The 25,593-nt window shown below is 63.0% G+C and carries 26 protein-coding genes; 16 read left to right on the top strand and 10 right to left on the bottom strand.

What is annotated here, in order from left to right; genetic code table 11:
* Positions 1–13 precede the first annotated feature (13 nt).
* The gene (locus BN1124_RS16900) at positions 14–694 is read right to left on the bottom strand and encodes a TIGR00153 family protein (protein ID WP_042643799.1); all 681 of its coding nucleotides are present in this window, start codon (positions 692–694) and stop codon (positions 14–16) included.
* 168 nt (positions 695–862) lie between these two features.
* On the opposite strand from BN1124_RS16900, the gene BN1124_RS16895 reads away from it, so the two are divergent.
* Entirely contained in the window at positions 863–1,828 is a 966-nt protein-coding gene (locus BN1124_RS16895) for a CYTH domain-containing protein (RefSeq protein WP_042643797.1), read from the top strand.
* A gap of 83 nt (positions 1,829–1,911) precedes the next feature.
* On the opposite strand, the gene BN1124_RS16890 is transcribed toward BN1124_RS16895, so the two are convergent.
* The 8 genes from BN1124_RS16890 to hslR all read right to left on the bottom strand — a co-directional run bounded on the left by BN1124_RS16890 (position 1,912) and on the right by hslR (position 9,404).
* On the bottom strand, positions 1,912–2,382 hold the full coding sequence (locus tag BN1124_RS16890) for an outer membrane lipoprotein (RefSeq protein ID WP_042643795.1): 471 nt from the start codon (positions 2,380–2,382) through the stop codon (positions 1,912–1,914).
* A gap of 131 nt (positions 2,383–2,513) precedes the next feature.
* Entirely contained in the window at positions 2,514–2,966 is a 453-nt protein-coding gene (locus BN1124_RS16885) for a GNAT family N-acetyltransferase (protein WP_042643793.1), read from the bottom strand.
* An 89-nt stretch (positions 2,967–3,055) separates the two neighbouring features.
* On the bottom strand, positions 3,056–3,451 hold the full coding sequence (locus BN1124_RS16880) for a nitrous oxide-stimulated promoter family protein (protein ID WP_042643843.1): 396 nt from the start codon (positions 3,449–3,451) through the stop codon (positions 3,056–3,058).
* A 112-nt stretch (positions 3,452–3,563) separates the two neighbouring features.
* Positions 3,564–5,366 carry an aminopeptidase P family protein gene (locus BN1124_RS16875; RefSeq protein ID WP_042643791.1) on the bottom strand — a complete coding sequence of 601 codons (1,803 nt, stop codon included), beginning with the start codon at positions 5,364–5,366 and terminating at the stop codon, positions 3,564–3,566.
* Positions 5,367–5,399: 33 nt separating this feature from the next.
* Positions 5,400–6,065 carry a GntR family transcriptional regulator gene (locus BN1124_RS16870; protein WP_042643789.1) on the bottom strand — a complete coding sequence of 222 codons (666 nt, stop codon included), beginning with the start codon at positions 6,063–6,065 and terminating at the stop codon, positions 5,400–5,402.
* A gap of 173 nt (positions 6,066–6,238) precedes the next feature.
* Positions 6,239–7,864, bottom strand: a complete 1,626-nt coding sequence (pckA, locus tag BN1124_RS16865) for a phosphoenolpyruvate carboxykinase (ATP) (protein ID WP_042643787.1) — start codon at positions 7,862–7,864, stop codon at positions 6,239–6,241.
* A 149-nt stretch (positions 7,865–8,013) separates the two neighbouring features.
* On the bottom strand, positions 8,014–8,898 hold the full coding sequence (gene hslO / locus BN1124_RS16860) for an Hsp33 family molecular chaperone HslO (RefSeq protein ID WP_042643785.1): 885 nt from the start codon (positions 8,896–8,898) through the stop codon (positions 8,014–8,016).
* A gap of 107 nt (positions 8,899–9,005) precedes the next feature.
* Positions 9,006–9,404 carry a ribosome-associated heat shock protein Hsp15 gene (gene hslR, locus BN1124_RS16855; protein ID WP_042643784.1) on the bottom strand — a complete coding sequence of 133 codons (399 nt, stop codon included), beginning with the start codon at positions 9,402–9,404 and terminating at the stop codon, positions 9,006–9,008.
* A gap of 217 nt (positions 9,405–9,621) precedes the next feature.
* Between hslR and exeC the strand changes: the two genes are divergently transcribed.
* From exeC to exeN, 12 genes are all read left to right on the top strand, one after another.
* Positions 9,622–10,476 carry a GspC family type II secretion system variant ExeC gene (exeC, locus tag BN1124_RS16850; RefSeq protein WP_269429057.1) on the top strand — a complete coding sequence of 285 codons (855 nt, stop codon included), beginning with the start codon at positions 9,622–9,624 and terminating at the stop codon, positions 10,474–10,476.
* Between the two features lie 21 nt (positions 10,477–10,497).
* Positions 10,498–12,573, top strand: coding sequence for a GspD family T2SS secretin variant ExeD (gene exeD, locus BN1124_RS16845; protein WP_042643780.1), 2,076 nt, complete (start codon positions 10,498–10,500; stop codon positions 12,571–12,573).
* Positions 12,573–14,078 carry a GspE family T2SS ATPase variant ExeE gene (exeE, locus tag BN1124_RS16840; protein WP_042643779.1) on the top strand — a complete coding sequence of 502 codons (1,506 nt, stop codon included), beginning with the start codon at positions 12,573–12,575 and terminating at the stop codon, positions 14,076–14,078. The genes exeD and exeE overlap by 1 nt, the downstream gene beginning before the upstream one ends.
* 1 nt (position 14,079) lies before the next feature.
* Positions 14,080–15,300 carry a GspF family T2SS innner membrane protein variant ExeF gene (gene exeF / locus BN1124_RS16835; protein WP_042643777.1) on the top strand — a complete coding sequence of 407 codons (1,221 nt, stop codon included), beginning with the start codon at positions 14,080–14,082 and terminating at the stop codon, positions 15,298–15,300.
* 110 nt (positions 15,301–15,410) lie between these two features.
* Complete coding sequence (exeG, locus tag BN1124_RS16830; protein WP_033128920.1) at positions 15,411–15,842, top strand: GspG family T2SS major pseudopilin variant ExeG; 432 nt, start codon at positions 15,411–15,413, stop codon at positions 15,840–15,842.
* Between the two features lie 47 nt (positions 15,843–15,889).
* Positions 15,890–16,447 carry a GspH family T2SS minor pseudopilin variant ExeH gene (gene exeH, locus BN1124_RS16825; protein WP_042643775.1) on the top strand — a complete coding sequence of 186 codons (558 nt, stop codon included), beginning with the start codon at positions 15,890–15,892 and terminating at the stop codon, positions 16,445–16,447.
* 20 nt (positions 16,448–16,467) lie between these two features.
* Positions 16,468–16,827, top strand: a complete 360-nt coding sequence (gene exeI / locus BN1124_RS16820; RefSeq protein ID WP_042643841.1) for a GspI family T2SS minor pseudopilin variant ExeI — start codon at positions 16,468–16,470, stop codon at positions 16,825–16,827.
* A 122-nt stretch (positions 16,828–16,949) separates the two neighbouring features.
* Positions 16,950–17,597 carry a GspJ family T2SS minor pseudopilin variant ExeJ gene (exeJ, locus tag BN1124_RS16815; RefSeq protein ID WP_042643773.1) on the top strand — a complete coding sequence of 216 codons (648 nt, stop codon included), beginning with the start codon at positions 16,950–16,952 and terminating at the stop codon, positions 17,595–17,597.
* Positions 17,598–17,686: 89 nt separating this feature from the next.
* Positions 17,687–18,697 (top strand): GspK family T2SS minor pseudopilin variant ExeK, encoded by a 1,011-nt coding sequence (exeK, locus tag BN1124_RS16810; RefSeq protein ID WP_042643771.1) that lies wholly within the window; start codon positions 17,687–17,689, stop codon positions 18,695–18,697.
* Between the two features lie 111 nt (positions 18,698–18,808).
* On the top strand, positions 18,809–19,993 hold the full coding sequence (gene exeL / locus BN1124_RS16805) for a GspL family type II secretion system protein ExeL (RefSeq protein ID WP_156128413.1): 1,185 nt from the start codon (positions 18,809–18,811) through the stop codon (positions 19,991–19,993).
* The gene (gene exeM, locus BN1124_RS16800; RefSeq protein ID WP_042643767.1) at positions 19,990–20,481 is read left to right on the top strand and encodes a GspM family type II secretion system protein ExeM; all 492 of its coding nucleotides are present in this window, start codon (positions 19,990–19,992) and stop codon (positions 20,479–20,481) included. Before exeL ends, exeM begins: the two co-directional genes overlap by 4 nt.
* Complete coding sequence (exeN, locus tag BN1124_RS16795) at positions 20,478–21,236, top strand: GspN family type II secretion system protein ExeN (protein WP_042643765.1); 759 nt, start codon at positions 20,478–20,480, stop codon at positions 21,234–21,236. The genes exeM and exeN overlap by 4 nt, the downstream gene beginning before the upstream one ends.
* A gap of 44 nt (positions 21,237–21,280) precedes the next feature.
* Here the strand turns inward: exeN and BN1124_RS16790 are convergent, their stop codons facing one another.
* Positions 21,281–22,123, bottom strand: a complete 843-nt coding sequence (locus BN1124_RS16790; protein WP_042643763.1) for a helix-turn-helix transcriptional regulator — start codon at positions 22,121–22,123, stop codon at positions 21,281–21,283.
* A 144-nt stretch (positions 22,124–22,267) separates the two neighbouring features.
* On the opposite strand from BN1124_RS16790, the gene tyrS reads away from it, so the two are divergent.
* The 3 genes from tyrS to cysQ all read left to right on the top strand — a co-directional run bounded on the left by tyrS (position 22,268) and on the right by cysQ (position 25,196).
* Positions 22,268–23,533 (top strand): tyrosine--tRNA ligase, encoded by a 1,266-nt coding sequence (gene tyrS, locus BN1124_RS16785; protein ID WP_042643761.1) that lies wholly within the window; start codon positions 22,268–22,270, stop codon positions 23,531–23,533.
* Between the two features lie 198 nt (positions 23,534–23,731).
* A complete protein-coding gene (gene nudE, locus BN1124_RS16780) occupies positions 23,732–24,340 on the top strand; it encodes an ADP compounds hydrolase NudE (RefSeq protein WP_042643759.1) in 609 nt (202 codons plus the stop codon).
* 43 nt (positions 24,341–24,383) lie between these two features.
* The gene (gene cysQ / locus BN1124_RS16775; RefSeq protein ID WP_042643757.1) at positions 24,384–25,196 is read left to right on the top strand and encodes a 3'(2'),5'-bisphosphate nucleotidase CysQ; all 813 of its coding nucleotides are present in this window, start codon (positions 24,384–24,386) and stop codon (positions 25,194–25,196) included.
* Positions 25,197–25,593: the final 397 nt, after the last annotated feature.

Below are 25,593 nucleotides of genomic sequence, written 5' to 3'. Positions count from 1 at the left end.
CCCAGTCAGTCGATTACGAACGAGCCAGCATCAGTTCCAGACGGGCGCCAACGCGCTCGGCCTGGTCAGCCAGGTCACCTACCCATTCGAGGATCTTGTAGAGGAACATAACGTCGATCGGATTGTACTTCTGCTCAACGGCTTGCAGCTGTTGGCGCAGCCCGATCTGCATGGTGTCAGTATCGTCCTCGATGAGATCCAGCTGGTGGATCATCTCGGCAACCATTTCAACTTCACGTCCTTTAAAGCCGGTTTCGAGCAGCTCATCGAGTTCTCCGATGGCTTTTTCGGCTTGGGCGGTCGCATCGATACAACGTTTGAGATAGGCCATGAAGTCGGCACGCATCTCGGTGGGGAATTCCATTTTACGGCCAAGCATACGGCCGGAGATATCCTTGGCACGGTTGGCAATCTTGTCCTGCTGGGTCAGCAGCTCCAGCAGGTCGGTACGGGCGACCGGCAGGAACAGACCACGAGGCAGTTTCAGACGAATTTCACGTTTGAGGATGTCCGCTTCTTTTTCCAGCTGGGCGATCTGCTGCCGGATCTTCTCGGCATCTTCCCAGCGGTCTTCGGCAACGGCATCAAAGAACGGAATGAGCTGCTCGCAGCACCGGTGAACCTTGACGATATGCTTCTGCAGCGGCTTGATGGGGGACTTGGCGAAAAGCCCCAGGATAGTATTTACTGGCATGGCCAAACCTGTGTCGGTGAAAAAACACTCGATACGATTTTAGGAGGGGCGCAGGATAACCGAACTATGCCCTTAATAAAACCGTGAATTAATCTGGATGATTCGCTGGCATTATATCCTCGCGATCGAGATTATGCCCCCCAAAGTTGCCTGCCGCCCGGAATGACTATGCAAACTGAGATCGAGATAAAGTTTTTTGTCGTACGCGACATTCAAGAGAAAATATCCAACTTACTGAATAAACTCGACATTATATCCCATGGTCTACTCGAACTCGGCAATGTCTATTTCGACACGCCGGATCTTGCCCTGCGCCGGCTCGACATGGGATTGCGGATCCGTCGCAGCGACAATTTCTCCGAGCAGACGATTAAATGTCGGGGTCAGGCGGTGGGCGGATTGCACGCTCGCCCCGAATACAACGCCCCCGTGATGGGGGAATTACCGACCCTGGCCAGCTTCCCGGACGACATCTGGCCGGCTCTTGCCGTACGCGACGAGATCCAGCCCCGACTGGTGGCCCAGTTTCGGACCGACTTCGTGCGCCAGCACTGGCTGGTGACTTTCGAGAGTGCCGGAGAGAGCGCCGAGATCGAGCTGGCCTGGGATCGGGGGGAGATTGTCGGTTCCCTGGGGAGTACCGATATCGACGAGCTGGAGCTTGAGCTCAAGTCCGGTGAGGCCAGCGCCCTGTTCGCCCTCGCTGCCGAACTGACCAGCTTGGGTGGCATCCGGCTGGGTGCCCAATCCAAGGCCCAGCGCGGCTACCGGCTGGCGGGGCTCGGCAAGGCGCTGGCGCCGTACCCCCTGCCGGATATGAGCGGGCTCGACACCAAAGCCTGCATCAGCCTCGGCCTGCAGCACTGGCAGCATCACGAGCAGCTCTGGCTGGAGAGCGAGGGGCCGACGCGGCAACAGGCTTGCCTCGGGATCCTGCAGGCCTGTGCGCTGGTGGCCGAGGCGACAGGCACCCTGGCGGCTGAACCCTCCTGGTTGCCAGAACTGCTGGCCCAGCAGGCCTCGCTGGTACAGGCGGCGGAGGGCGGCGACGAACGACTGCTGACGCTGTTCCAGCAGGCGGCATTCGTGAGACTGCAACTGGCGATCGCGGCCTGGTTGCATCTGGATGCCTGAGACCCGGCATCATCGGGTGATGGAAATAAAAAAAGGTGAGCTCGGCTCACCTTTTTTGTGCTCTGAAGGACAACTGACTGCGATCAGTTCACCACGGCCACGTTGATGCTGCCATTGCCCTGGGTCATGCGCACCCGGGCGCCCGGCACGAAGGTGGGGCTGGCCTTTTGCACCACCACTATGGCCTCACCGTTCTCTTTCTTGATCTCGAGCTCGACGCCGTCGACCTGGTTCAACTTGTCTCCGGCCGCCTTGCCCGCGGCGGCACCGGCGATGGCGCCACCCGCGGCGGCGATGTCGCTCCCCGTGCCGCCACCTATGGTGCTGCCGAGCAGGCCACCGACCACGGCGCCACCTATGGTGCCGAGGATGGCGTTGTCCTCACCCTGGATCTTGACCGCGCGGGTGGAGACTATGGTGCCGTAGCTGACGGTCTGTACCTGCTTGGCGCGATCCTTGGTGTAGACATCGCCGGAGTAGACGTCGCTGTTGGCACAGCCGGTGATAGCGGTGGTCGCGGCCAGCAGGGTGACGAGAGTGATACGTTTCAACATGATGAGCCTCCTGGGCGGACATCGGGTTAATCTGGTTGTTGCATTCAACTCTACGCCAACCGGATTGCGCATTAAACCCGCAAAGTGTAACCAAATATAAAATATCGGAGTCGAGAAGGTCCTTGCTGGGCTCAGGCCAGGGATTTTTCCAGCAGCAGGCGATCCTCTCCCGGGCCGAAATAGCCCGGCTCCTCGGCCAGCAACTCATAACCGAGGCGAAAGTAGAGGCGCTGGGCGGGATTGGCGGGATCCACCGTCAGCCTGACGCGCGCCGTCTGCAGCGTGCGCAGCCCTTGCTCCACCTGCAACATCATCCGCTCCGCCAAGCCGAAGCCACGGGCCTCGGGCAGCACGGCCAGCGACAGCAGCCAGCCCTGCGACCGATCCTGTCCCACTCCCCCCAGGGCATAGCCCAGCAGCCTGCCCTCCAGCTCCGCCACTATCAGCAGCTCGGGCCAGAGATCCATGGCTTGACGGAAGAAGAAGGCGGGATAGACCTCCTCCCCGAAGACGTCGGCGTCGAGTCGCCCTATGGCGTGCATGTCGGCGTGGCGGGCCACTCTCAAAACGGGGGGCTGGTGCATCCGGGCTCCTGTGGTTGGATAGCGACTGCCGGGGGCAGTCAAAAGGAGCCACAGGGTAGTGAGCGAGGCGGGTCTATGCAAGGGGGGACTCAGGGCGGGAGTGGTCTGCCCTGGGGTCGCTTGGGTGCCTTGCGGCGGCCGTCCAGCAGGTGGCGCAGGGCTAGCCAGGGGTGATGCCACAGCATGCGCGGGCCGCTCCAGCTCATGATCTGCTGGATTTGCTTGCGCATGGCGGGGGCATAGCAGTGGATGTCGCAGTTGGCGCAGGTCGGCTTGTTGGCCTGACCGTAACGGCAGCGGCGCAGCCGCTGGTGGGCGAATTCCCGTAACTGCTGGCAGTGCCGACAGTCGGGATCCTGATGATGATGGTCGCAGTAGAGACGGATCATGGCGCTGACCGTCAGCTGCTCCCGTCTGAGCCTGGGGTGCTCGGGTGCCTGGCTGGCACGGGCACTGCGACGAGTGCCGGGTCGTTCGATGTTCATGGTGGCCATTGTCCTGACCTGAGGGGCAGGGGTGTTGATTCAGGTCAAAGGCCGGGACAAAAAAACAGGGCCCTCGGGCCCTGTTTCGGCGGACAACCTGGGTTGTCTGCGATCAGATGAGGCTGGTCGCCTGCTCCAGCCAGGCGAGATCCTCGCCCTCCAGCAGCGGGCTCAGGCGGCGGAACACCTCGACGTGGTAGTCGTTGATCCAGCGGAACTCGTCCTGGCTCAGCAGGCTGCGATCGATGAGGCGAGTATCGAACGGCACATAGGTCAGCCGCTCGAAGCCCAGCATCGGCAGTTCGCCGCGCGGCTCCTGCTCGGTCACTATCACCAGGTTCTCGCAGCGGATGCCGAACGCATCTTCCCGGTAGTAACCCGGCTCGTTGGAGAGCACCATGCCCGGTTGCAGTGCCACCAGGCTGCCCTTGGGGGCAATGCGCTGGGGGCCTTCGTGCACGCTCAGGAAGTGGCCGACGCCGTGGCCGGTACCGTGGTCGTAGTTGTAACCGGCCTGCCACAGCGGCATGCGGGCCAGCACGTCGAGCTGGATGCCGGCGGTGCCGCGGGGGAAGCGCGCCTGATCCAGGGCGATGTGACCCTGCAGCACCCGGGTAAACATGGCTTTGTGCTCTTCACTCACCTCGCCGATCTTGACGGTGCGGGTGATGTCAGTGGTGCCGTCCAGATACTGGGCGCCGGAGTCCACCAGATAGATGCTGTCCTGGCCGAAGGCGCGCGGCACACCGTTGGTGTGACGGTAGTGGCACATGGCGGCGTTGGGGCCGAGCGCCGAGATGGTGTCGAAGCTCGGCTCCACATAGTGATCCTGCTCGTGGCGGAAGGCTTCCAGCTGATCTGCCAGGGTGCCTTCATCCACCCCCTGGTACTCGCCACTGGCGACCAGTCGGTCCAGCCAGGCGAGGAAGCGGGTGACGGCGACGCCGTCGCGCAGGTGGGCGGCACGCATGCCGGCCAGCTCAATCCCGTTCTTGCAGGCCTTTGGCAGCATGGTCGGATCCTGACCGGCAACCAGGATGGCGCCGGCCTCCTCCATGATGAGCTGGGTCCAGGCGTTGGCGGTGTTTGGATCGGCCAGCACCTTTTGCTGATCCTCACCGATGCGCCGCAGCACGTCACCCAGCTTGTCTATGGGATAGACGGAGACATCCTGCCCGACGTGACGGGTGAAGGCGATGCAGTCGATCTTGTCGGTGTCGACGAAGAAATCCATGCTGGTGTTGGCGTAGAGCACGGCGAAGCCCAGCACCACCGGCAGGCGCTCCACGTCGCGGCCACGCAGGTTGAGCAGCCAGTTGATGGGCTCGGCCTGGGTCAGCAGCACCGCATCCAGCCCGCGCTTGCGCAGATCGCTTGCCAGCAGTTCGCGTTTGGCTTGGCTCGATTGACCCGCCAGCTCCTCGCTGTAGAGGATGACCGGGGTCTTGGTGGGGACGGGACGATCCGTCCAGTGCAGGTCGATGGGGTTCTGCTTGACCCGCACCAGCTCGATGCCGCGATCGGCCAGCACGGCCTTGGCATTCTGATACCAGGCCAGGCTGTGCAGGCGGGCGTCGAAGCCGACCCGGGCGCCGGATGGCAGCTGCTCCGCCAGCCACTGCACATGGGGATCTTCGTTGAGATGGAGAAACTCGAACAGCGCGGCCGGTGCCTGCATGCGGGCTTGCACAGTGTAACGACCGTCGATGAACAGGGCCGCCCGCTGCGCCAGTATGATGGCGAGCCCGGCGGAACCGTTGAAACCGGTGATCCAGTCCAGACGCTCGGCATGGGCGGGAATGTACTCCCCCAGGTGCTCGTCGTCGTGAGGAACGATGAAGGCGTCCAGTTCTTGACTGGCCAGAGTGACCCTGACCTGGGCGACGCGGCTTTCAATAATCTCGAATTGATTCATGTCGTTACTGCCAGATTGTGGTGATGTGAGTGTTCACTGATGGTGGCTGCCTGCCAGGATCTGTCGGATCGACTGGCCGGCCGCCTCGATATGTTGTTTGAGCAGAACCACCGCCTCGTGCTTGCGGCGGGCGCGGCACAGCTCCAGCAATTTGGCGTGCTCGCGCTCGGCCTTGTCCACCCCGTCCTGGGCAAACAGCAGCTCGAAGCGCACATAGCGATCACAGCTCTGATTGATCTGGGCGATCAGCTCCAGTGCCTGAGGGCGATTGGCAGCCTGATAGAGGGTGGCGTGAAAACGGTGGTTCAATTCGGCCCAGTGTTCGATCTGGGTGCCGGACTCGAGCGCCAGATCAAACTGGGCCAGGATGGCTTGCGCCTGGGCGAAGGTTTCCTCCGTCATCAGGTCGACGGCGTGGAACAGGGTATCGGCTTCCAGCAAGGCTCGCAAATAAAAGAGCTCCTCGATGGCCGAGGCGTCCAGCATGGTGACCACGGCGCCGCGATGGGCCTCGAACTTCACCAGCCCCTGGGCCTCCAGCTGCATCAGGGCTTCGCGCACCGGGATGCGGCTCACCGCCAGCTCCTTGGCGATGGCGTCCTGGCGCAGGGGGGCGCCGGCGGCAAATTCGCCGCGCAGGATCCGGCTGCGGAGGTTCTCCATCACCATCTGGGTGCGAGTCTTGTAGGGTGGGTTCATGCTCGGGTCACGGGGCAGGTTGCAAAATTGTATATTGTATAAAGTTTGGCTGAATCTAACGCGCAACCGCCCGCAAGGCAAGGCTTGGGGGGAGCCATATGCCGCGCATCGGCCAAAAAAATACCGGTCAGCAGGGCTGACCGGTATGCAATGCAACGAAATGGCGGGTTGGATTAGAGCTGCGGGCCCGCAGCGACCAGCGCCTTGCCTTCGTCGTTGTCGGTGAAGCGCTCGAAGTTCTTGATGAAGCGCCCCGCCAGATCCACCGCCTTGGCATCCCACTGCGCCTTGTCGGCGTAGGTGTCGCGCGGGTCGAGGATGGCCGGGTTCACGTCATGGAGCTCGGTCGGCACTTCCAGGTTGAAGATGGGCAGCACCTTGGTGGGCGCCTGCTCGATGGAACCATCCAGGATGGCGTCGATGATGGCGCGGGTGTCCTTGATGGAGATGCGCTTGCCGGTGCCGTTCCAGCCGGTGTTGACCAGATAGGCTTCGGCGCCCGCCGCTTCCATCCGCTTCACCAGCTCCTGACCGTACTTGGTCGGGTGCAGGCTGAGGAAGGCCGCCCCGAAGCAGGAGGAGAAGGTGGGCGTCGGCTCGGTGATGCCACGCTCGGTACCGGCCAGCTTGGCGGTGAAGCCGGACAGGAAGTGGTACTTGGTCTGCTCCTTGGTCAGCTTGGCGACCGGGGGCAGCACGCCGAAAGCATCCGCGGTCAGGAAGATCACCTTGGTGGCATGACCCGCCTTGGAGACCGGCTTGACGATGTTCTCGATGTGATAGATGGGGTAGGAGACCCTGGTGTTCTCGGTGCGGGAGCCATCATCGAAGTCGATGGTGCCGTCGGCCGCGACCGTCACGTTCTCCAGCAGCGCATCGCGGCGGATGGCGTGGTAGATGTCCGGCTCGGCCTCTTCGGAGAGCTTGATGGTCTTGGCGTAGCAGCCCCCTTCGAAGTTGAACACGCCGTTGTCATCCCAGCCGTGCTCGTCATCGCCGATCAGCTGACGCTTGGGATCGGTGGAGAGGGTGGTCTTGCCGGTGCCGGACAGGCCGAAGAAGATGGCCACGTCGCCGTCCTGACCCACGTTGGCGGAGCAGTGCATGGAGGCGATGCCGCGCAGGGGCAGGAAGTAGTTCATCATGGAGAACATGCCCTTCTTCATCTCGCCACCGTACCAGGTGCCGCCGATGAGTTGCATCTTCTCGGTCATGTTGAAGGCCACGAAGTTCTCGGAGTTGAGCCCTTGTGCCTGCCAGTCCGGGTTGGTGCACTTGGCACCGTTCATCACCACGAAGTCCGGTTTGAAGGTCTTGAGCTCCTCCTCGCTCGGGCGGATGAACATGTTCTTCACGAAGTGTGCCTGCCAGGCCACCTCGGTGATGATACGCACCGCCAGGCGGGTGTCCGGGTTGGCGCCACAATAGCCATCCACCACGAACAGACGCTTGCCGGAGAGCTGCTTGGTCACCAGGGATTTCAGATGTGACCAGACTTCCGGGGTAATAGCTTTGTTATCGTTTTTACCCTGGTCAGACCACCACACAGTATTCTGGGTAGTAGCGTCTTTGACGATATATTTATCTTTCGGGGAACGACCGGTGAAGATACCGGTATTGACATTGACGGCGCCAAGCTCGGTGACGACGCCACGTTCGAATCCTTCCAAGTCTGGGCGGGTCTCTTCCGCGAAGAGCTGCTCGTAGGAGGGGTTGCGAACGATTTCCTGGCTGTTTTTGATGCCGTACTGGTCCAGTTTCAGTTGTTGGGCCAGGGCGGGTTCTACCACGATAGTCATTATATTCTCCTGGGTTCAGAGGTTTGTAGGGTTCTATCTGACGTCCATACTACTACCTAGGTGGTAGTTTATAGAGATCGCCATCAAACTTTATAAAATAGGGTATTTTTTTGTTATTTAAGTTAAAGGCGGGTTTTGCCCGCCTTCATTTAGTGTAACTTGTTTGCATCATTACCGGGAGCCCTGCTGAACAGGGTTTCGATGTCTGTCCCATCGAATTGGTACTCGGCGCCGCAATAGTCGCAGTGCATGTCGATCTTGCCGAGCTCCTGCACCATGGCTACCGCTTCTTCCTTTTCTATCTGCAGCAGGGCCCCTTCGCAGCGGGCGCGGGAGCAGGTGCAGCGGAACTCGATGGCCTGGGGATCGAACACCCGCACCTTGTCCTGGTGGTAGAGGCGGTAGAGGATCTCCTCGGCCTCGAGGCCAAACAACTCTTCATCCTTGATGGTGCTGGTGAGCTGAGTCAAGTGATCGAAGTCGGCGCTGTGATCCTCGCTCTGGGCGGGCAATGCCTGCAGCAGTATGCCAGCGGCGCGGGGGGAACCCTCGTGATGGCCGGTGCGGATCCAGAGCTTGGTGGCGAGCTGCTCGGACTGGGCGAAGTACTGCTCGAGGCAGCCTGCCAGGGTGTCGGCCTCGAGGGCTATGATGCCCTGATAGCGCTCCCCCTGCTCCGGGGTGATGGTGATCACCAGCTGGCCGTTGCCGACCAGGCTCTGCAGCTTGCCGTCGCTCGGCAGTTCCCCTTCATAGCGTGCCACGCCGCGCAGTTGCTGGTTGTGATCGCCATTGATCACCGCCAGGCGCACCGGACCGTCCCCTTGCAACTGCACGGTGATCGAGCCTTCAAACTTGAGGGTGGCGGTCAGCAGGCTGGTGGCGACCAGCAGCTCACCCAGCAGTTTTTGCACCTGTACCGGGTAGTTCTGGGCTTCGACTATGTGACGGTAGGTGCGATCCAGCTGGACCAGCTCCCCCCGCACTTCGTACTCTTCGAACAGATAGCGATACAGGAGATCTTGGTTACTCATCATGCATTCCTAGGGTTTTCTTGGGGGAAATAGACAAAAACATTGTTAAACAGCCGGTTAGGAACTTATCCCCCCAGCTGTCGTCATAAAATGGCCACTCGGGCGAGTCAGTATTGTTTGACCTTGAGCAGCTGGCGTCGTTCCTGCTTGTCGGGGCGACGCTCGGGACTGGGGGCAAACTGGCTGTTGAAGCGCCTCGCCTCGCTGTTCTCGGCCCGCTTCTTCAGGCTCTGCTCGGTCTCTTCATAGAGCAACTGGGCGAGGGGAGCGGACTTGCGCTGCTCGCTGACCTGCAGCACTCTAACCTCTCGCTCGTCCTGGCCCTGCCAGACACGAATGAGGGCACCGGCCTCGACGACCTTGCCCGGTTTGCTGCGCTGACCGTTGTAGTGCACCTTGCCGCCGTCGATCTGATCGCGGGCCAGGCTGCGGGTCTTGTAAAAACGCGCCGCCCACAGCCACTTGTCGAGGCGGACCTGAGTGCTGTTTTCTGCTGGATTCGGCATGAATCGGCTCCGGGATGGCTAAAAGAGGAGCCTGATTATACCAGAGGCGGGCCCCGGGATAGAAACAGGGGGGGTGATGGTGTGACGGAATCTGGATTTTCGCCGCTTCATCCCATCCGGTTGGTTGTCTCTGGGGTCATTGCCGTACACAATAGCCAACCGATTTGGATGCCAGAACAATTTGATAACCATGCCGCTACCGTTCAGGGATGACTTGTTGAGCTCCCTTCTGGCCCGTTGCAAGCGCGCGCCACTCTCTCGTTTCAGCCAGCCTCTGTTCTGGCTGTTGTTGTTGCTGCTGGCTCAACAGTGCGCCGGGCTCACCTGGCGTCTATTCAGTCTGACCCAAACCACCCAGAGCCAGCCCTGGCAGCCGTCGATCGCGACCAGCCAGGGGGCGGGCGCCTCCCGGCTCGATCTCAGCGGCCTCAGCCGCCTCTCCCTGTTTGGCAAGGCGCAGCAGTTGCAGCCAGACCAGGCGGCCCAGATGGTCGCGGCCGATGCCCCCAAGACCCAGCTCAGTGCCCAGCTCAACGGGGTGCTGGCGAGCTCGGATCCGGCCAAATCCATCGCCATCATCGCCCACAACGGCTTGCAGAACTCCTACGGCATCGACGACTACATCGACGGTACCCAGGCCAAGATCCGCCAGATATTCGCCGATCGGGTGATCATCTTGCGCGACGGTCGTGACGAGACCCTGATGCTGGACGGGGAAGAGTACGGCAAACCCCTGCCCAAGGTGGCACCGCCGAAGGAGAACAAGCTCTCCTCGGTGCGCGGCGAGCTGATGGGCAACCCGGGCAAGATCACCGATTACCTCAATATTTCCCCGGTTCGGGTGGATGGCCGCATGGCCGGCTACCGCCTCAACCCGGGCAGCAACCCTGAACTGTTCAATCAACTCGGGCTGGTCGCAGGGGATCTGGCGATCAGCATCAATGGTCTGGATCTGCGGGATAACGCCCAGGCCATGCAAGCCATGCAACAGATGGCTGGTGCCACGGAAATGACCGTCACCGTAGAGCGGCAAGGACAGCCCTACGACGTTTATATCGGCTTGTCAGAATAATGAATTGGAGTAGCACCAAGAATGAGAAATAAAGGGAAGGGCTGGCGCTTTGCCACGGTTGCGGCGGCCTTGATGATGGCAGGCTCAGCCTGGGCCACCGAGTATGCCGCCAGTTTCAAGAATGCCGACATCGAAGAGTTCATCAACACCGTCGGCAAGAACCTGAACAAGACCATCATCATAGAGCCCTCGGTGCGTGGCAAGATCAACGTCCGCAGTTACGATCTGCTCAATGAGGATCAGTACTATCAGTTCTTCCTGAGCGTGCTCGATGTCTATGGTTTCGCCGTGGTGCCCATGAACAACGGGGTGCTCAAGGTGGTGCGCGCCAAGGATGCCAAGACCTCCGCCATCCCGGTGGTGGATGACAGCAATCCTGGCGTGGGCGACGAGATGGTGACCCGGGTAGTACCGGTGCGCAACGTCTCGGTGCGTGAACTGGCCCCCCTGCTGCGCCAGCTCAACGACAACGCCGGTGGCGGCAACGTGGTGCACTACGAGCCGTCCAACGTGCTGCTCATCACCGGGCGTGCCGCCGTGGTCAATCGGCTGGTGGAAGTGGTGCGCCGGGTGGATCGCGCGGGCGATCAGGACATGGACGTCATCAAGCTGAAATACGCCTCCGCCGGCGAGATGGTGCGGCTGGTGACCAACCTCAACAAGGATGGCAACAACCAGGGCGCCAACGCCTCCCTGCTGCTCTCTCCCAAGGTGGTGGCGGACGAGCGCACCAACTCCGTGGTGATCAGCGGTGAGCCCAAGGCGCGGGCCCGCATCATCCAGATGGTGCGCCAGCTCGACAGGGATCTGCAGAGCCAGGGCAACACCCGGGTCTTCTACCTGAAATATGGCAAGGCCAAGGATCTGGTGGACGTGCTCAAGGGCGTCAGCTCCAGCATCGCGGCCGACAAGAAGGGCGGCGGTGCGGCAACCAACACCGGGGGCGGCGCCAGCATCGGCGGCGGCCAGCTCGCCATCTCCGCGGACGAGACCACCAACGCCCTGGTGATCACCGCCCAGCCTGACGTCATGGCCGAGCTGGAGCAGGTCATCGCCAAGCTCGACATCCGCCGCGCCCAGGTGCTGGTGGAGGCGATCATCGTCGAGATTTCCGACGGTGACGGCCTGAACCTCGGGGTGCAGTGGGCCAATGCCAACGGCGGTGGCACCCAGTTCACCAACACCGGTCTGCCCATCGGTCCCGCCATCATCGCGGGCAAGGACTACAAGGACAACGGCAACACCGACGGACTCGAGAACCTGCTCGGCAACTTCAGCGGCATGGCCGCCGGTTTCTACAAGGGCGACTGGGCCATGCTGGTGACGGCGCTGTCGACTAACACCAAGAACGATATTCTGTCGACCCCGAGCATCGTCACCATGGACAACAAGGAAGCCTCCTTCAACGTCGGCCAGGAAGTGCCGGTGCAGAGCGGCTCCCAGAGTTCCACCACCAGCGATCAGGTGTTCAACACCATAGAGCGCAAGACGGTGGGTACCAAGCTGGTGGTGACGCCCCAGATCAACGAAGGGGACTCCGTCTTGCTCAATATCGAGCAGGAGGTCTCCAGCGTGGCTCAGGCCCAGGCGGCCGGTACCGCCAACCTGGGCCCTACTTTCGATACCCGCACCGTTAAGAACGCCGTGCTGGTCAAGAGTGGCGAAACCGTGGTGCTGGGCGGCCTGATGGACGAGCAGACCAAGGAGCAGGTCTCCAAGGTGCCTTTGCTCGGCGATATCCCGGTACTGGGTTATCTGTTCCGCTCCACCTCCAACACCACCTCCAAGCGCAACCTGATGGTGTTTATCCGGCCGACCATCTTGCGTGACGCCAACGTCTACTCCGGGGTCTCCAGCAACAAGTACACCCTGTTCCGGGCCGAGCAGCTGAACCTGGCCGCCGAGGAGGGCTATGCTACCTCGCCCGCTCGTCAGGTGCTGCCCGCCTACGGTCAGGACGTGATGATGTCCCCCGAGGTGCAGCAACAGATCGAGAAGATGAAGGCGCAGCAGCAGGCGACCGCCAACGGGGTCAAGCCCCAGGCGCAAAGCCAGGCTCCGGCGCAGGGACAACCCTTCGTGCAGAGCAAGCCCTGATGGCGGCCTATCAACTCGATGACAGCGAGCTGCCGGCCGAGCTGCCCGAGCTGCCGTTTGCCTTCGCCCGCAACTTCGGGGTGATCCTGACCGAGCGGCAAGGGGCGCCCGTGCTGCTGTGTCGCCAGGGGGTGGCACCCCAGACCCTGCTGGAGGTGCGGCGGGTGGCGGGTTGCGGCTTTGCCATCGAGCAGATGGACGGCGATGCATTCGAAGAGCTGTTGATGGTCCACTATCAGCGCGACTCCTCCGAGGCGCGCCAGCTGATGGAGGATCTCGGCAACGAGATGGACTTCTTCGCCCTGGCCGAGGAGCTGCCCCAGAGTGAGGACTTGCTCGACGCCGACGACGATGCCCCCATCATTCGCCTCATCAACGCCATGCTGAGCGAGGCGATCAAGGAAGAGGCGTCCGACATTCACATCGAGACCTTCGAGCGGGTGCTGGTGATCCGGTTCCGCATCGACGGTGTGCTGCGGGAGATCCTGCGGCCCCATCGCAAGCTCGCATCGCTGCTGGTATCGCGCATCAAGGTCATGTCCCGCATGGACATCGCCGAGAAGCGGGTGCCTCAGGATGGCCGCATCTCCCTGCGCATCGGCGGCCGCGCCGTCGACGTGCGGGTGTCGACCATGCCCTCCAGCTACGGCGAGCGGGTGGTACTGCGACTGCTCGACAAGAACAACGTGCGGCTCGAGCTCAAGCAGCTCGGCATGACGCTGGCCAATCGCAAGATCATCAGCGAACTCATTCGCAAGCCCCACGGCATCATACTGGTGACGGGCCCGACCGGTTCGGGCAAGTCCACCACCCTGTATGCGGCGCTGTCCGAGATCAACTCGCGGGATCGCAACATCCTGACCGTCGAAGACCCCATCGAATATGACCTGGAAGGGGTCGGCCAGACCCAGGTCAACGCCAAGGTCGACATGACCTTCGCCCGCGGCCTGCGCGCCATCCTGCGTCAGGACCCGGACGTGGTGATGGTGGGGGAAATTCGCGACCTCGAAACCGCCCAGATCGCGGTGCAGGCGTCCCTCACCGGTCACCTGGTGATGTCGACCCTGCACACCAACACCGCCATCGGCGCCATCACCCGGATGCGGGACATGGGGATAGAGCCCTTCCTGCTCTCCTCATCCCTGCTCGCCGTGCTGGCCCAGCGGCTGGTACGCACCCTCTGCCCGGATTGCCGCGCCCAGCACCCCATCACGGAGCAGGAGCGGATCGCCATGGGCATGGAACTGGCGCCGGAGCAGCAGATGTGGCGCCCGGTCGGCTGCGAGCAGTGCAACCACACCGGCTATCGCGGCCGGACCGGCATCCACGAGCTGGTGGTGATCGATGACGGGGTGCGCGAGGCGATTCACAGTGCCAGCGGTGAGCTCGCCATCGAGCGGCTGATCCGCGGCCATACCCCCAGCATTCGTCGCGACGGCATCGACAAGGTATTGCTCGGCCAGACCAGTCTGGAAGAAGTGCTGCGCGTGACCCGGGAAGACTAAGATGGCAGCGTTCGAATACAAGGCTCTCGACGGTCGGGGCAGAAACAAATCCGGGGTGATGGAGGGTGACTCCGCGCGCCAGGTGCGCCAGTTGCTGCGCGAGCAGGGCTTGACCCCGCTTGAGGTGAACGAGACCACCGAGAAGGCGAAGCGGGAGGCGAATCGCTTCGTGCTGTTCAGACGCGGCGCCTCCACCTCCGAGCTGGCGCTGATCACCCGTCAGCTGGCGACCCTGGTCGGGGCCGGCCTCACCATCGAAGAGGCGCTCAAGGCGGTGGCCGAGCAGTGCGAGAAGGCCCATCTGCGCAGCCTGGTGGCGACGGTGCGCAGCAAGGTGGTGGAGGGGTATTCCCTTGCCGACTCCCTCGGTGCCTTCCCCCATGTGTTCGATCAGCTGTTCCGCTCCATGGTGGCGGCGGGGGAAAAATCCGGCCACCTGGAGAAGGTGCTGAACCGGCTCGCCGATTACACCGAGCAGCGCCAGCACATGCGCACCAAGCTGCTGCAGGCGATGATCTACCCCATAGTCCTCACCTGTGTGGCCATCGGCGTCATCTCCATCTTGCTCACCGCCGTGGTGCCCAAGGTGGTGGCCCAGTTCGAACACATGGGCCAGCAGCTGCCCGGCACCACCCGCTTTCTCATCGGCACCAGCGAGCTGATGCAGCACTACGGGCTCTGGTTCCTGCTGGCGCTGGCGCTGGGGGGCATGGTCTGGCGTTGGTGGCTCACCGACGAGACGCGGCGCCGCCACTGGCACGGCATCTTGCTGCGCCTGCCGGTCATAGGGCGGGTCAGTCGTGGCCTCAACACCGCCCGTTTCGCCCGCACCCTGAGCATCCTCAATGCCAGCGCTGTGCCGCTGCTGGAGGGGATGAAGATCTCGGGGGAAGTGCTCTCCAACGACTTCGCCCGTACCCGCATCGGCGAGGCCAGCGAGCGGGTGCGCGAGGGTACCAGCCTGCGCAAGGCGCTGGCTGAAACCAAGATTTTTCCGCCCATGATGCTGCACATGATCGCCTCCGGCGAGCAGAGTGGCGAGCTCGACAGCATGCTGGAGCGGGCGGCGGACAACCAGGACAGGGAGTTTGAAACCCAGGTGAACATCGCACTCGGGGTATTCGAACCCATGCTGGTGGTCTCCATGGCCGGGGTGGTGCTGTTTATTGTGATGTCGATCCTGCAGCCGATCCTCGAGCTCAACAATATGGTGAATTTATGATGCTGGCGTGCGGGTGACTTCGGCCGATCCTGCAGTCAATTCGCTCGAACTCAACAACATGGTCAATCTCTGATGGCTCTGGCCGTCTCAATTCGTTAGGAGCAAGTAGTATGCACAAGCGTCGTCAAGCCGGTTTTACCCTGCTGGAAGTCATGGTGGTCATCGTGATCCTGGGGATCCTGGCCAGTCTGGTGGTGCCCAACCTGATGGGCAACAAGGAGAAGGCGGATCAGCAGAAGGCGGTCTCCGACATAGTCGCGCTGGAAAATGCCCTCGACATGTACAAGCTGGACAACAACCGCTACCCGACCACAGAGCAGGGACTGGATGCCCTGGTCAACAAACCGACCGCGTCCCCCGAGCCGCGCAGCTACCGGGAAGGGGGCTACATCAAGCGCCTGCCGCAGGATCCCTGGGGTAACCAGTATCAACTGCTGAGTCCGGGTCAGTTCGGCAAGATCGACATCTTCAGCACCGGGCTGGATGGCGAAGCCGGTACCGACGATGACATCGGCAACTGGAATCTGAAGGATTTCCAATAAGTGCTTGATCGCACTCTGGTTCATCACCCCTTGCCGGGCCTGCCTCTATGAGGCAGGCCCCGTCTCGCCAGTCCGGTTTCACCCTGCTGGAGGTGTTGCTGGTTGCCATGCTGATGGGGCTGGTGGCCACCGCCGTCGTCCTCAGTATGGGGGGCGTCAAGGGCGATCGGGAGCTGGACAAGCAGGCGCGCCGCTTCATGGCGACCCTGCAGCAGGCCCAGGAGTATGCGGTGATGGATGGCCGTCTGTTGGGGCTGCGGCTCGAGGATCACGGCTGGCAGTTTATGTCCCGCGCGGCCAAAGACAGAAAATGGCAGGCGCTGACCGGCGACAAGATCCTGGGGCCGGTCGAGCTGCCGGAGGAGATGACCCTGAGCGTCGAGCTGGAGGGTTTCAGCTGGCGTACCGACTCGGACGAGAAGACCGAGCAGGGACGTGACGAGAAGGAGCGTACCCCCCAGATCCTCATCTTCCCGGGGGGGGAACTCACCCCCTTCGTGCTGAGCCTGACCCAGCAGGATGACGAGACCCCCTACCTGCGCACGGTCAAGGGGGACGAGTTCGGCCGCCTGACCCTGTTGCAAGATGAAGAGGAAGAGGAGTGAACGGCCGCGGCATGGGTAACATGAACGCCCGTGGCATGACGCTGCTGGAGGTGATGGTGGCGCTGGCAGTGTTCGCCATCGCCGGGCTCGCGGTGATGAAGACCGCCAGCGAGCACCTGTCCGGCCTCAACTACCTGGAAGAGAAGACGCTGGCGACCTGGGTGGTGGAAAACCAGCTGGTGCAGCAGAAGCTCGAAGCCAAGTGGCCTGGGGACAGCTGGGTGGAAGGGGAAGAGGAGCTGGCCGGGCAGACCTGGTACTGGCGCTATCGCGGCGTCGCCACCGCCGACAACAACTTCAAGGCGCTGGACATGGAGGTGCGCACCGCACCCAAGGCAGAGAGCCCCGTGACCATGATCCGGACCTATATCAGTCGATGAAAGTTCATCTGAATTTAAGCAGCCACCAGGGTGGTTTTACCCTGCTGGAGATGCCGATGGGGCCATCGCCGGTACAACGGCAGCGCATTCGGCAGGCGGGTTTCACCCTGTTGGAGACGCCTATGGTGCCATCGCCGGTACAACGGCAGCGCATTCGGCAGGCGGGTTTTACCCTGCTGGAAATGCTGGTGGCCATCGCCATCTTCGCCAGCCTGAGCATGGGCGCCTATCAGGTGCTGCAGGGGGTGCTTACCAGCGACGAGGTGGCCAAGAAGAAGGAGGCGCGGCTATCCGAGCTGCAGCTCGCCTTCAGCCTGCTGGAACGGGACGTCAGCCAGATGGTGCCCCGCAGCGGTCGCATCGACGGCGAGAACAACAAGGTGCTGCTGGCGGCTTCCCGCTTCGGCCAGCAGAGCGATGACTGGGGCATGGCCTTCATCCGCGGTGGCTGGCTCAACCCGGACGGCATACTGCCGCGCTCCGGCTTGCAGCGGGTCGGCTGGCGGCTCAAGGAGCAGACCCTGGAGCGGATGAGTTACCTCTATCCGGATCCGGTGATCGGCACCGAGCCCCGCATCCAGCCCGTGTTGACGGGGGTGACGGCGCTGCGGCTCTATTTTTACGACAAGGGGCAATGGAAGGAAGAGTGGACCCAGCGCGACGTGCTGCCCTATGGGTTGGCGGTGGAGCTGGATCTGGCGGATTACGGTACCATTCGCCGGCAGTTCTTGATTGGGGCCGGTGGCCAGAGGGCTGAGAATGGCAGCTGATCGTCGTTTTTCCCTGACCGTCACTGAGGGTGACGGTACCATTCGTCATCATCAGTTCCTGATCGGGGCTGGTGGCCAGAGGGCAGAGAATGGCAGCTGATCGTCGCACTCGCCCAGGTCGGCAGGGGGGCATGGCCCTGCTGGTGGTGTTGCTGATCCTGTCGGTGATGGTGATCGTCGCCAGCAACATGAGCGGCCGGTTGCAGCTCGAGCTGCGCCGCACCAGCAACCTCACCATCGGCAAGCAGGCCTGGTGGTATGCCATGTCGGCGGAGGCGCTGGTGATCAAGGTGCTCAATCAGGACTTCAAGGACGACAAGGACGTGGTGAACCTGAATCAGAACTGGGCCCGTGAGGACGGGGTCTTCCCGGTGGATGACGGCACCCTGTCCGGGCGGGTGCGGGATCTGCAGTCCTGCTTCAACCTCAACAGCCTGAGCGTGCCCCTCAAAGAGGGAGAAGACGGCGACGATCTTGAGAAACAGCCCTATGCGGTCAAGGCGTTCCGGGCCCTGCTGGGGGCGCTGGAGGTCGACGATTACGAGGCGGTGCAGCTGACCGATGCCATCCGCGACTGGACCGACAAGGACACCCAGCTGGTCTCCAGCAACGGGGCCGAGGATGCCTATTACGAGGGGCTCAATCCCCCCTATCTGACGGCCAACCAGTGGATGCTGGGGACGGATGAGCTGCGGGCGGTACGCGGGATGAGCGGTGAGCTTTATGCCCGGCTGGCCCCCTATGTCTGCGCCCTGCCCAACGACAAGCTGGTGGTGAACATCAACACCATCAAGCCCGAGCGGGCGGCCCTGCTGGTCGGCCTCTATCAGGGCAAGATATCCCTCGACGATGCCAAGCAGGTGCTGACCAGCCGTCCCAAGAAGGGGTGGAAGGAGAAGAAGGAGATGACGGATGAGCTGCCAGTGCAGGCGAGTACCATCACCGGACTCGAGGCCGCGCTGGGTGTCACGAGCAACTTCTTCGAGGCCAGCCTGCTGGCGGAAGTGGGGGATGCGCGGGCCCGCCTTAAGACGGTGTTCCAACGCGGCAAGGACAACAAATTGGTGATGTTGCGCCGTCTGAACGATGGCGCCGAATAACAGGGAGACGGCCGGCCCAAGGCCCCGCCTGTCCGCCCCCTTAATAGCAGCCCGAGGCTGCGACCCCGCCCATCGACATGGATGCTGGCGGCCATGGCAGGAGAATTATTTGTGAGCGAGAGTCTGGTCATCCGGCTGGGGACCAATGCGCAGCAGCCGGTGCAGTGGCTGGTGTGGTCGACGCAGGAGCAGGAGATCATCGCCTCCGGCACCCTGGCCTCGGCCCATGCCCTCGGCGAGCTGCAGGAGCGTGCCGGTGGCCGCCCCGTGGTGACCCTGGTGCCCGGCAGCGATCTTATCTTCCGGCGGGTCAGCCTGCCGGGCAAGTACAGCCGGCAGGCCGCGGCGGCGCTGCCCTATCTGCTGGAAGAGCAGATCGCCTCCGACGTGGACGCCCTGCATCTGGTGGTACTGGGCCACCAGGGCAACGAGGTGGATCTGATGGCGGTGGACAAGGCGAAGATGCAGATCTGGCTCGGCTGGTTGCAGCAGGCCGGTCTCAAGAGCCTGCAGCTGTTGCCCGATGTGCTGACCCTGCCGCTGGCCAGCGAGGGCTGGTCTGCCTTGCAGCTAGGTGAGGAGTGGCTGCTGCGCCAGGGCCCTCGCCAGGGCATAGTGGCCGAGGAGTCCCTGCTGGCCATGCTGCTGGCGGCCCAGCCCGAGCCCGTCACCATTCACAGCCATACGCCGCCGCCCGCACTGGCGGGCGCCAACTGGCAGGCGGCGGATCCCGAACTGCCCATGCTGCTGCTGGCCAAGGGGGCGCTCGGCTGCCAGGCGAACCTGTTGCAGGGGCCCTATCGACCCCAGACCGAATACTCCCGCTACTGGTTGCAGTGGCGCAAGGTGGCGGTGGTGGCGGGGCTCTTGCTGCTGGTCGCCCTGACCCAGCGCGGCGTGCACCTCTATCAGCTGGCGGAGCAGGACAAGGCGCTCAAGGCCGAGATCAGGCAGGTCTACGCCCGGATCTTCCCGGGAGAGACCCGCATCGTCAACGTGCGCAGCCAGATGACCCAGCACCTCAAGCAACTGGGTCAGGCGCCTCAGGACGGGATCCTGCTGTTGCTGACCGAGCTGGCGCCGGTGTTTGCCGAGGTGCCCGGTCTCAAACCCGAGGTGCTGCGCTTCGACGCGACCCGCGGGGAGCTCAGACTGCAGGTCACGGCGCCCGGCTTCACCGAGATAGAGCGTTTCCGCGAACTGGCGGGCAAGCGCTTCGAGGTGCAACAGGGGGAGGTGCGCAGCACCGAGGGCAAGGTCGAGGGGGCGCTGGTGCTCAAGGGTAAATCATCATGATGGACAAACTGCAAGGCTGGTGGCATGGCATCAGCACCCGTGAACAACGGCTGGTGGCGGTGGGGGGCAGCTGCCTGCTGATCGGGCTCTGCTACTGGGCCATCTGGCAACCCGTTGCCAATCGCATCGCCGAGCGGGAGCGGCAGGTTGTCAATCAGCAGCAGACGCTGGCCTGGCTGAAGGAGAAGGGGCAGGAGGTGCTGGCCATGCAGGGCAGCAGCGGACGCCAGATAGACACCAGCGGCACCCTGGATGGGGTGGTAAACCGCACCGCCTTCAACCAGAAGATCAAGATAGCCCGCCTGCAACCTCAGGGGCAGGAGCTGCAGGTATGGATAGATACGGTACCGTTCGATGCGCTGCTGCTCTGGCTGGCGACCCTCTCCGATCAGCACGGGGTGCAGGTTCAAGTCATCGAAGTGGCCCGTGAGAATCTGGCACCGGGTCTGGTCAAGGTCAGACGTTTGCAACTGAGTCGTCCCCAATGAAGCGTAATATTCTGATAGCAATCCTGTTTTTGGTGGCCTATCTGGGTTTCCTGCTGGTGCAGCTGCCGGCCTCCCTGGTGGTGCGCTATCTGCCGTTGCCCGCCAACATGGTGCGGCTGGAGGGGGTGAGCGGCACCCTCTGGAGCGGCCAGGTGGCGCGCCTGCAATACGCCAGCGAGTCGCTGACCCAGTTGCGCTGGGATCTCAACGGCTGGTCGCTGCTGCGCCTCGCCCCCGAAGCCTCGGTGCGCTTCGGCGAGCGCAGCGGCCTCAACGGCCAGGGGGTTGTGGGTTGGAGCGGCGCGGCCTTCGGCCGGGACATCACCCTCAATGTGCCCGCACCCTGGTTGCTGGAGCGGGTGCCCATGCGCCTGCCCTTCCCGCTGCAGGCGGCGGGCCAGCTACAGCTCAAGGTGGATCAGTTCGCCCAGGGCAATCCCTGGTGTGACAACCTCTACGGCAACCTCTATTGGTATGGCGCCGAGGCCGATACTCCGGCGGGCAAGCTGGTGCTGGGGGATCCCGAGGTCAAGCTGACCTGCCTCGACTCCAAGCTGGTGGCCGAGCTCAAGCAGGGTTCGGAGGCGGTGCAGGTGCAGGGCAAGCTGGAGCTGCAGAGCAACCGCCAGTACCTGTTCCAGGGCTCCCTCAAGCCGGGTCCCGAGTTGCCGGATCAGATGAAGCAGGGGCTGCCCTTCCTCGGCCAGCCCGATGGTCAGGGGCGCTTCCCGCTGCGCTATCAGGGCCGGATATAAGATAGCCTTGAATAAACGACACCCCGCTTCTGCGGGGTGTTTTGTTATGGGGTCGGGGAGAGCTCGTCAGGGGCAATGCCACCGGTGGGCGCCGTGATCAGGTGATTGAGGAAGCAGCCGAACAGCTCGGCCTGTGAGCCGACGCGTAGCTTGCCGTAGAGGTGTTTGCGGTGATTCTTCACTGTGCCGCCGCCTATCCCCAGCGCCGTGGCGATGGCCTCGGTATCCAGCCCCTGCAATAGCAGGCCGGCCACCTGCCGCTCCCGGCGGGTCAGCAGATCCCCGCCGACGCTGGCCATCGCCTGCGCCACCCTCTCTTTCAAGTCGGTCCCTTCCAGGCCGGCGGCGCCACTCTCCGCCAGCAGGGGCCGGGCCGCCGATACAGGCTGGGCCCGTAGCCAGTGCTGGCGACAGAGGGAGTGTATCAGCGGGAACAGCTCCTCCAGCCTGGCCCGCTCACTCGGGCTCAAGGGGCGGCGCTTGCCGAGGCGCCCCAGAAACAGCACCAGGGTCAGCCCGGCTCGAATGGGCAGGATCAGCCCCACCTCCTCCTGCCAGCCGGTAGCCTGATAGAAGCGTCTCTGGTAGTCCGGATCCAGCGGGCCCACCTCTGCCTGGGTCCATACCCCGGCCTCCAGACCGTTTGCCAACGCCAGCATAAAGGGATCCTGACCGAAGTCGCCGGCGAGGTAGCGATCGAACAGCAGCGCCCTCTGATGGCTCAGGTTGTCGTAGAGGTAGACGGGACGCTGACCGACCCCGAGCAGCAGGGCACAATCGAAGGGGACCTGCTGCTGGATGAGCCGCACCAGGGTGGCTGGAAAGGTGCTGCCATGCAGGGCATCGACGGCATCGGTCAGGGCGCTGGTGAGCGAGGGGTGGGTCATGGCGGCGTTGGTTCCCGTCGAGGGCGGCATTGCCCAGGACGGGAATGCTAGCACGAAGGTGGCAAAACTGTCCCCAAAGGGACATGGCCGTGGGACTGTGGCAACGGGAATATGGGAGCTTTTCCCCCGCACCCCGGAGAATCCATGACAGACCCCCAGTTGCTCGATGAGCTGACCCAGCGCGGCCTCATCGCCCAGAATTCCGATCCCCAGGCGCTGGCCGCCCACCTGAGCGAGCCGCGCACCCTCTATTGCGGCTTCGATCCCACCGCCGGCAGCCTGCACATCGGCCACCTGGTGCCGCTCTTGATGCTGCGCCGCTTCCAGCTCGCCGGCCACAGACCGGTGGCGCTGGTGGGAGGCGCCACCGGGCTCATCGGCGATCCCAGCTTCAAGGCGACCGAGCGCAACCTCAACGGTGCCGATACGGTGCGGGCCTGGGTCGCCAGCCTGTCGACCCAGATCGCCGCCCTGCTGCCCGAGGGGGAGGGGATGGCGGCGCCCCAACTGGTCAACAACGCCGACTGGATGGGGCAGATGTCGGCCCTGGATTTCCTGCGGGACGTGGGCAAGCACTTCTCGGTCAACGCCATGCTGGCGCGGGAGTCGGTGCGCCAGCGTCTGGCCCGGCCGGATCAGGGCATCTCCTTCACCGAGTTCTCCTACGCCCTGTTGCAGTCCCAGGACTTCGCCGTGCTGCATCAGAAACTCGGCTGCACCCTGCAGATCGGCGGCAACGATCAGTGGGGCAACATCACCAGCGGCATGGATCTGACCCGGCGCCTGCATCAGGCCCAGGTTTTTGGCATGACCCTGCCTCTCATCACCAAGGCCGATGGCACCAAGTTCGGCAAGACCGAGGGGGGGGCCATCTGGCTGGATCCCGCGCTCACCTCCCCCTACGCCTTCCACCAGTTCTGGCTCGGCACCGCGGACGAGGACGTCTACCGCTTCCTGCGCTACTACAGCTTCCTGCCGCTGGCCGACATCGCCGCGCTGGAGGCCGAGGACGCCGGCCGCCAGGGCCGCAAGGGGGCGCAGCAGGTGCTGGCGGATGAGCTGACCGCCCTGGTGCACGGGGAAGCCGAGCTGGCCGGCGCACGCGCCCTCGGCGAGCTGCTGTTCAGCGGCCGGGTGGGGGATCTTGACGAGGCACAGCTGGAGCAGCTGGCGGGCGGCGGCCTGCCGACCACGACCTGGCAACAAGAGGGGGAGCTGGTGGTGCTGCTGGTGGCGACCGGCCTCGCCAGCTCGAAGCGGATCGCCCGCGAGCTGCTGGCCGCCGGTGCCATCATGGTCAACGGCCGTTTGGTCGAGGGGAATGAGTTGGCTGAGACCGACTGGCGCTTTGGCAGCTTCCTGCTGCTGCGCCGGGGTAAGAAGCAGTATCACCTGGTGCAACGCCCCTGACAGAGCCCCCTCTGCCGGAGGGCGCCGCTTGGCGATTGGCTCGGGTAATGAGTGGATCACCCGGTGCCATTAACTGGTGACGGGAACTCGGTATCCCAGCGGATCTTTAAGGCCGCTTTCCCGCCTCGGCCCCGTGGTGTTCGGAGTGGGAGTCGTTTACTCTTGAAGCACGATTTTTTAACGAGCTGTCAGCCCCCGATGAGTGACTCCCACAAGCGCAAACCCGTACACCTCAGTGTCGAGACCCTGGCTCAGGACAAGAGCAAGCCGGAGATCCTCAAGGCCGAAATCGTGGCCGAGAGCCGGCTGTTCAAGGTGGAATCCCTGCACCTGAAATTCAGCAACGGGGAAGAGCGGGTGTACGAGCGGATGCGGGGGGGCAACCGGGGCGCCGTCATGGTGGTGCCGCTGTATGACGCCCATCACCTGCTGCTGGTGCGCGAATACGCGGCGGGTACCCACAGTTACGAGCTGGGCTTCCCCAAGGGGCTGATCGATCCGGGCGAGAACGCCTTCGAGGCGGGCAACCGGGAGCTGATGGAGGAGGCGGGCTTCGGTGCCAACCGCCTGATCCCCCTCAAGCAGGTGTCCCTGGCCCCCGGCTACTTCTCCAGCCGGATGGACATACTGCTGGCCCTGGATCTCTACCCGGAGCAGCGCATCGGCGACGAGCCCGAGCCCCTCGAGGTGATCCCCTGGCCGCTGAACCGCATCGACGAATTGCTGGCGCGCCCGGACTTTACCGAGTCGCGCAGCATCAGTGCCCTGCTGCTGGCCCAGAAATGGCTGGCGGAGCAGGAAAAATAGCCCCTCGAGGGCGCAAAGATAATCAAAGACAGAGGGTAGCAATATGCAGGAGTTGTTGGCCTGGGTGCCTGGGGTCAAGGAGATAGCCCGCGAAGCGGGGCGGATCCTTCACGAGATCTATCACGGCGGTCAGTTCGAGCGTCAGCTGAAGGAGGATGCGACCCCGGTCACCAGTGCCGATCTTGCTGCCGATGCCTACCTCAAGCAGGCGCTGTCGGCGCTCACTCCCCATATCCCTGTGCTGACCGAAGAGGCGGCCGATGTGCCCTTCAGCCAGCGGGCCAACTGGCGCCAGTACTGGCTGGTGGACCCCCTCGACGGCACCGGTGAGTTCATCGCCGGCAGCGGCGACTTCGCTACCCTGATCGCCCTGGTGCAGGACAACGTGCCGGTGCTCGGGGTCATCTACGCCCCCGAGTCCGACGTGCTCTACTGGGCGGTGCGCGGTCACGGCGCCTTCAAGGAGGCCGCCGGCGAGATCTACCCCATCAGCGCCATGCACCACGAGCACGATCAGCCGGATGCGCTGGTGGTGGCCATCAGCCGTCGCCAGAAGCTGGAGATGCTGACCCGCCGCCTCAACCCGGCCATCAACTACGAGCTGATCCCGCTCGGCTCCAGCTCCCTGAAGTCCTGCCTGGTGGCGGAGGGGGCGGCCGATTGCTATGTGCGGCTCGGCCCTACCGGCGAGTGGGATACCGCCGCTGCCCAGTGTATCGTCGAGGCGGCGGGGGGTCGCATCCTCAGCCTGGCGCTGCAGCCGCTGAGCTACAACGAGACGGAGTCGCTGGAGAACCCGGACTTCATCGTGATGGGGGATCCGGCGCTGGCCTGGGGCAAGATCCTGGCCCACTGAGCAGGCTGAGATTTCATTGTCTCGACATCCACAGGGCGGCCTCAGGGTCGCCCTGTTCATTAGTGCTATTCGCTGGCTTTATGACGCTTAGCAGGGATATCCGCTGGCAAGGTGCGACAACCGCAGTGATTCGTAATCGCCAGGTCATTCGCTGCGAGATGATTAATCGTGTAATTCTGGCAATTCCACATCTATCAAAATAAAAAATTAACCAGAAGTGATATTTTGGTTTTATATATCGCCATATTGCCTAAATTCAGATTTGATGAATTATGAGGATGAGATCCTGCTCCCAATCTCACTGGCCGACGCGAGCTTTGGCAGTGGGATCTGCCAGTGTCGAATTTTGAGAATTAAATGCTGAGATAGCACAATAACTGCAGATTTAAATACTGAC

Source organism: Aeromonas eucrenophila, from assembly GCF_000819865.1.
GTDB lineage: Bacteria > Pseudomonadota > Gammaproteobacteria > Enterobacterales > Aeromonadaceae > Aeromonas > Aeromonas eucrenophila.
Note: the sequence above shows the minus strand (reverse complement) of the source record. Positions and strands in the feature narration are given on the sequence as shown.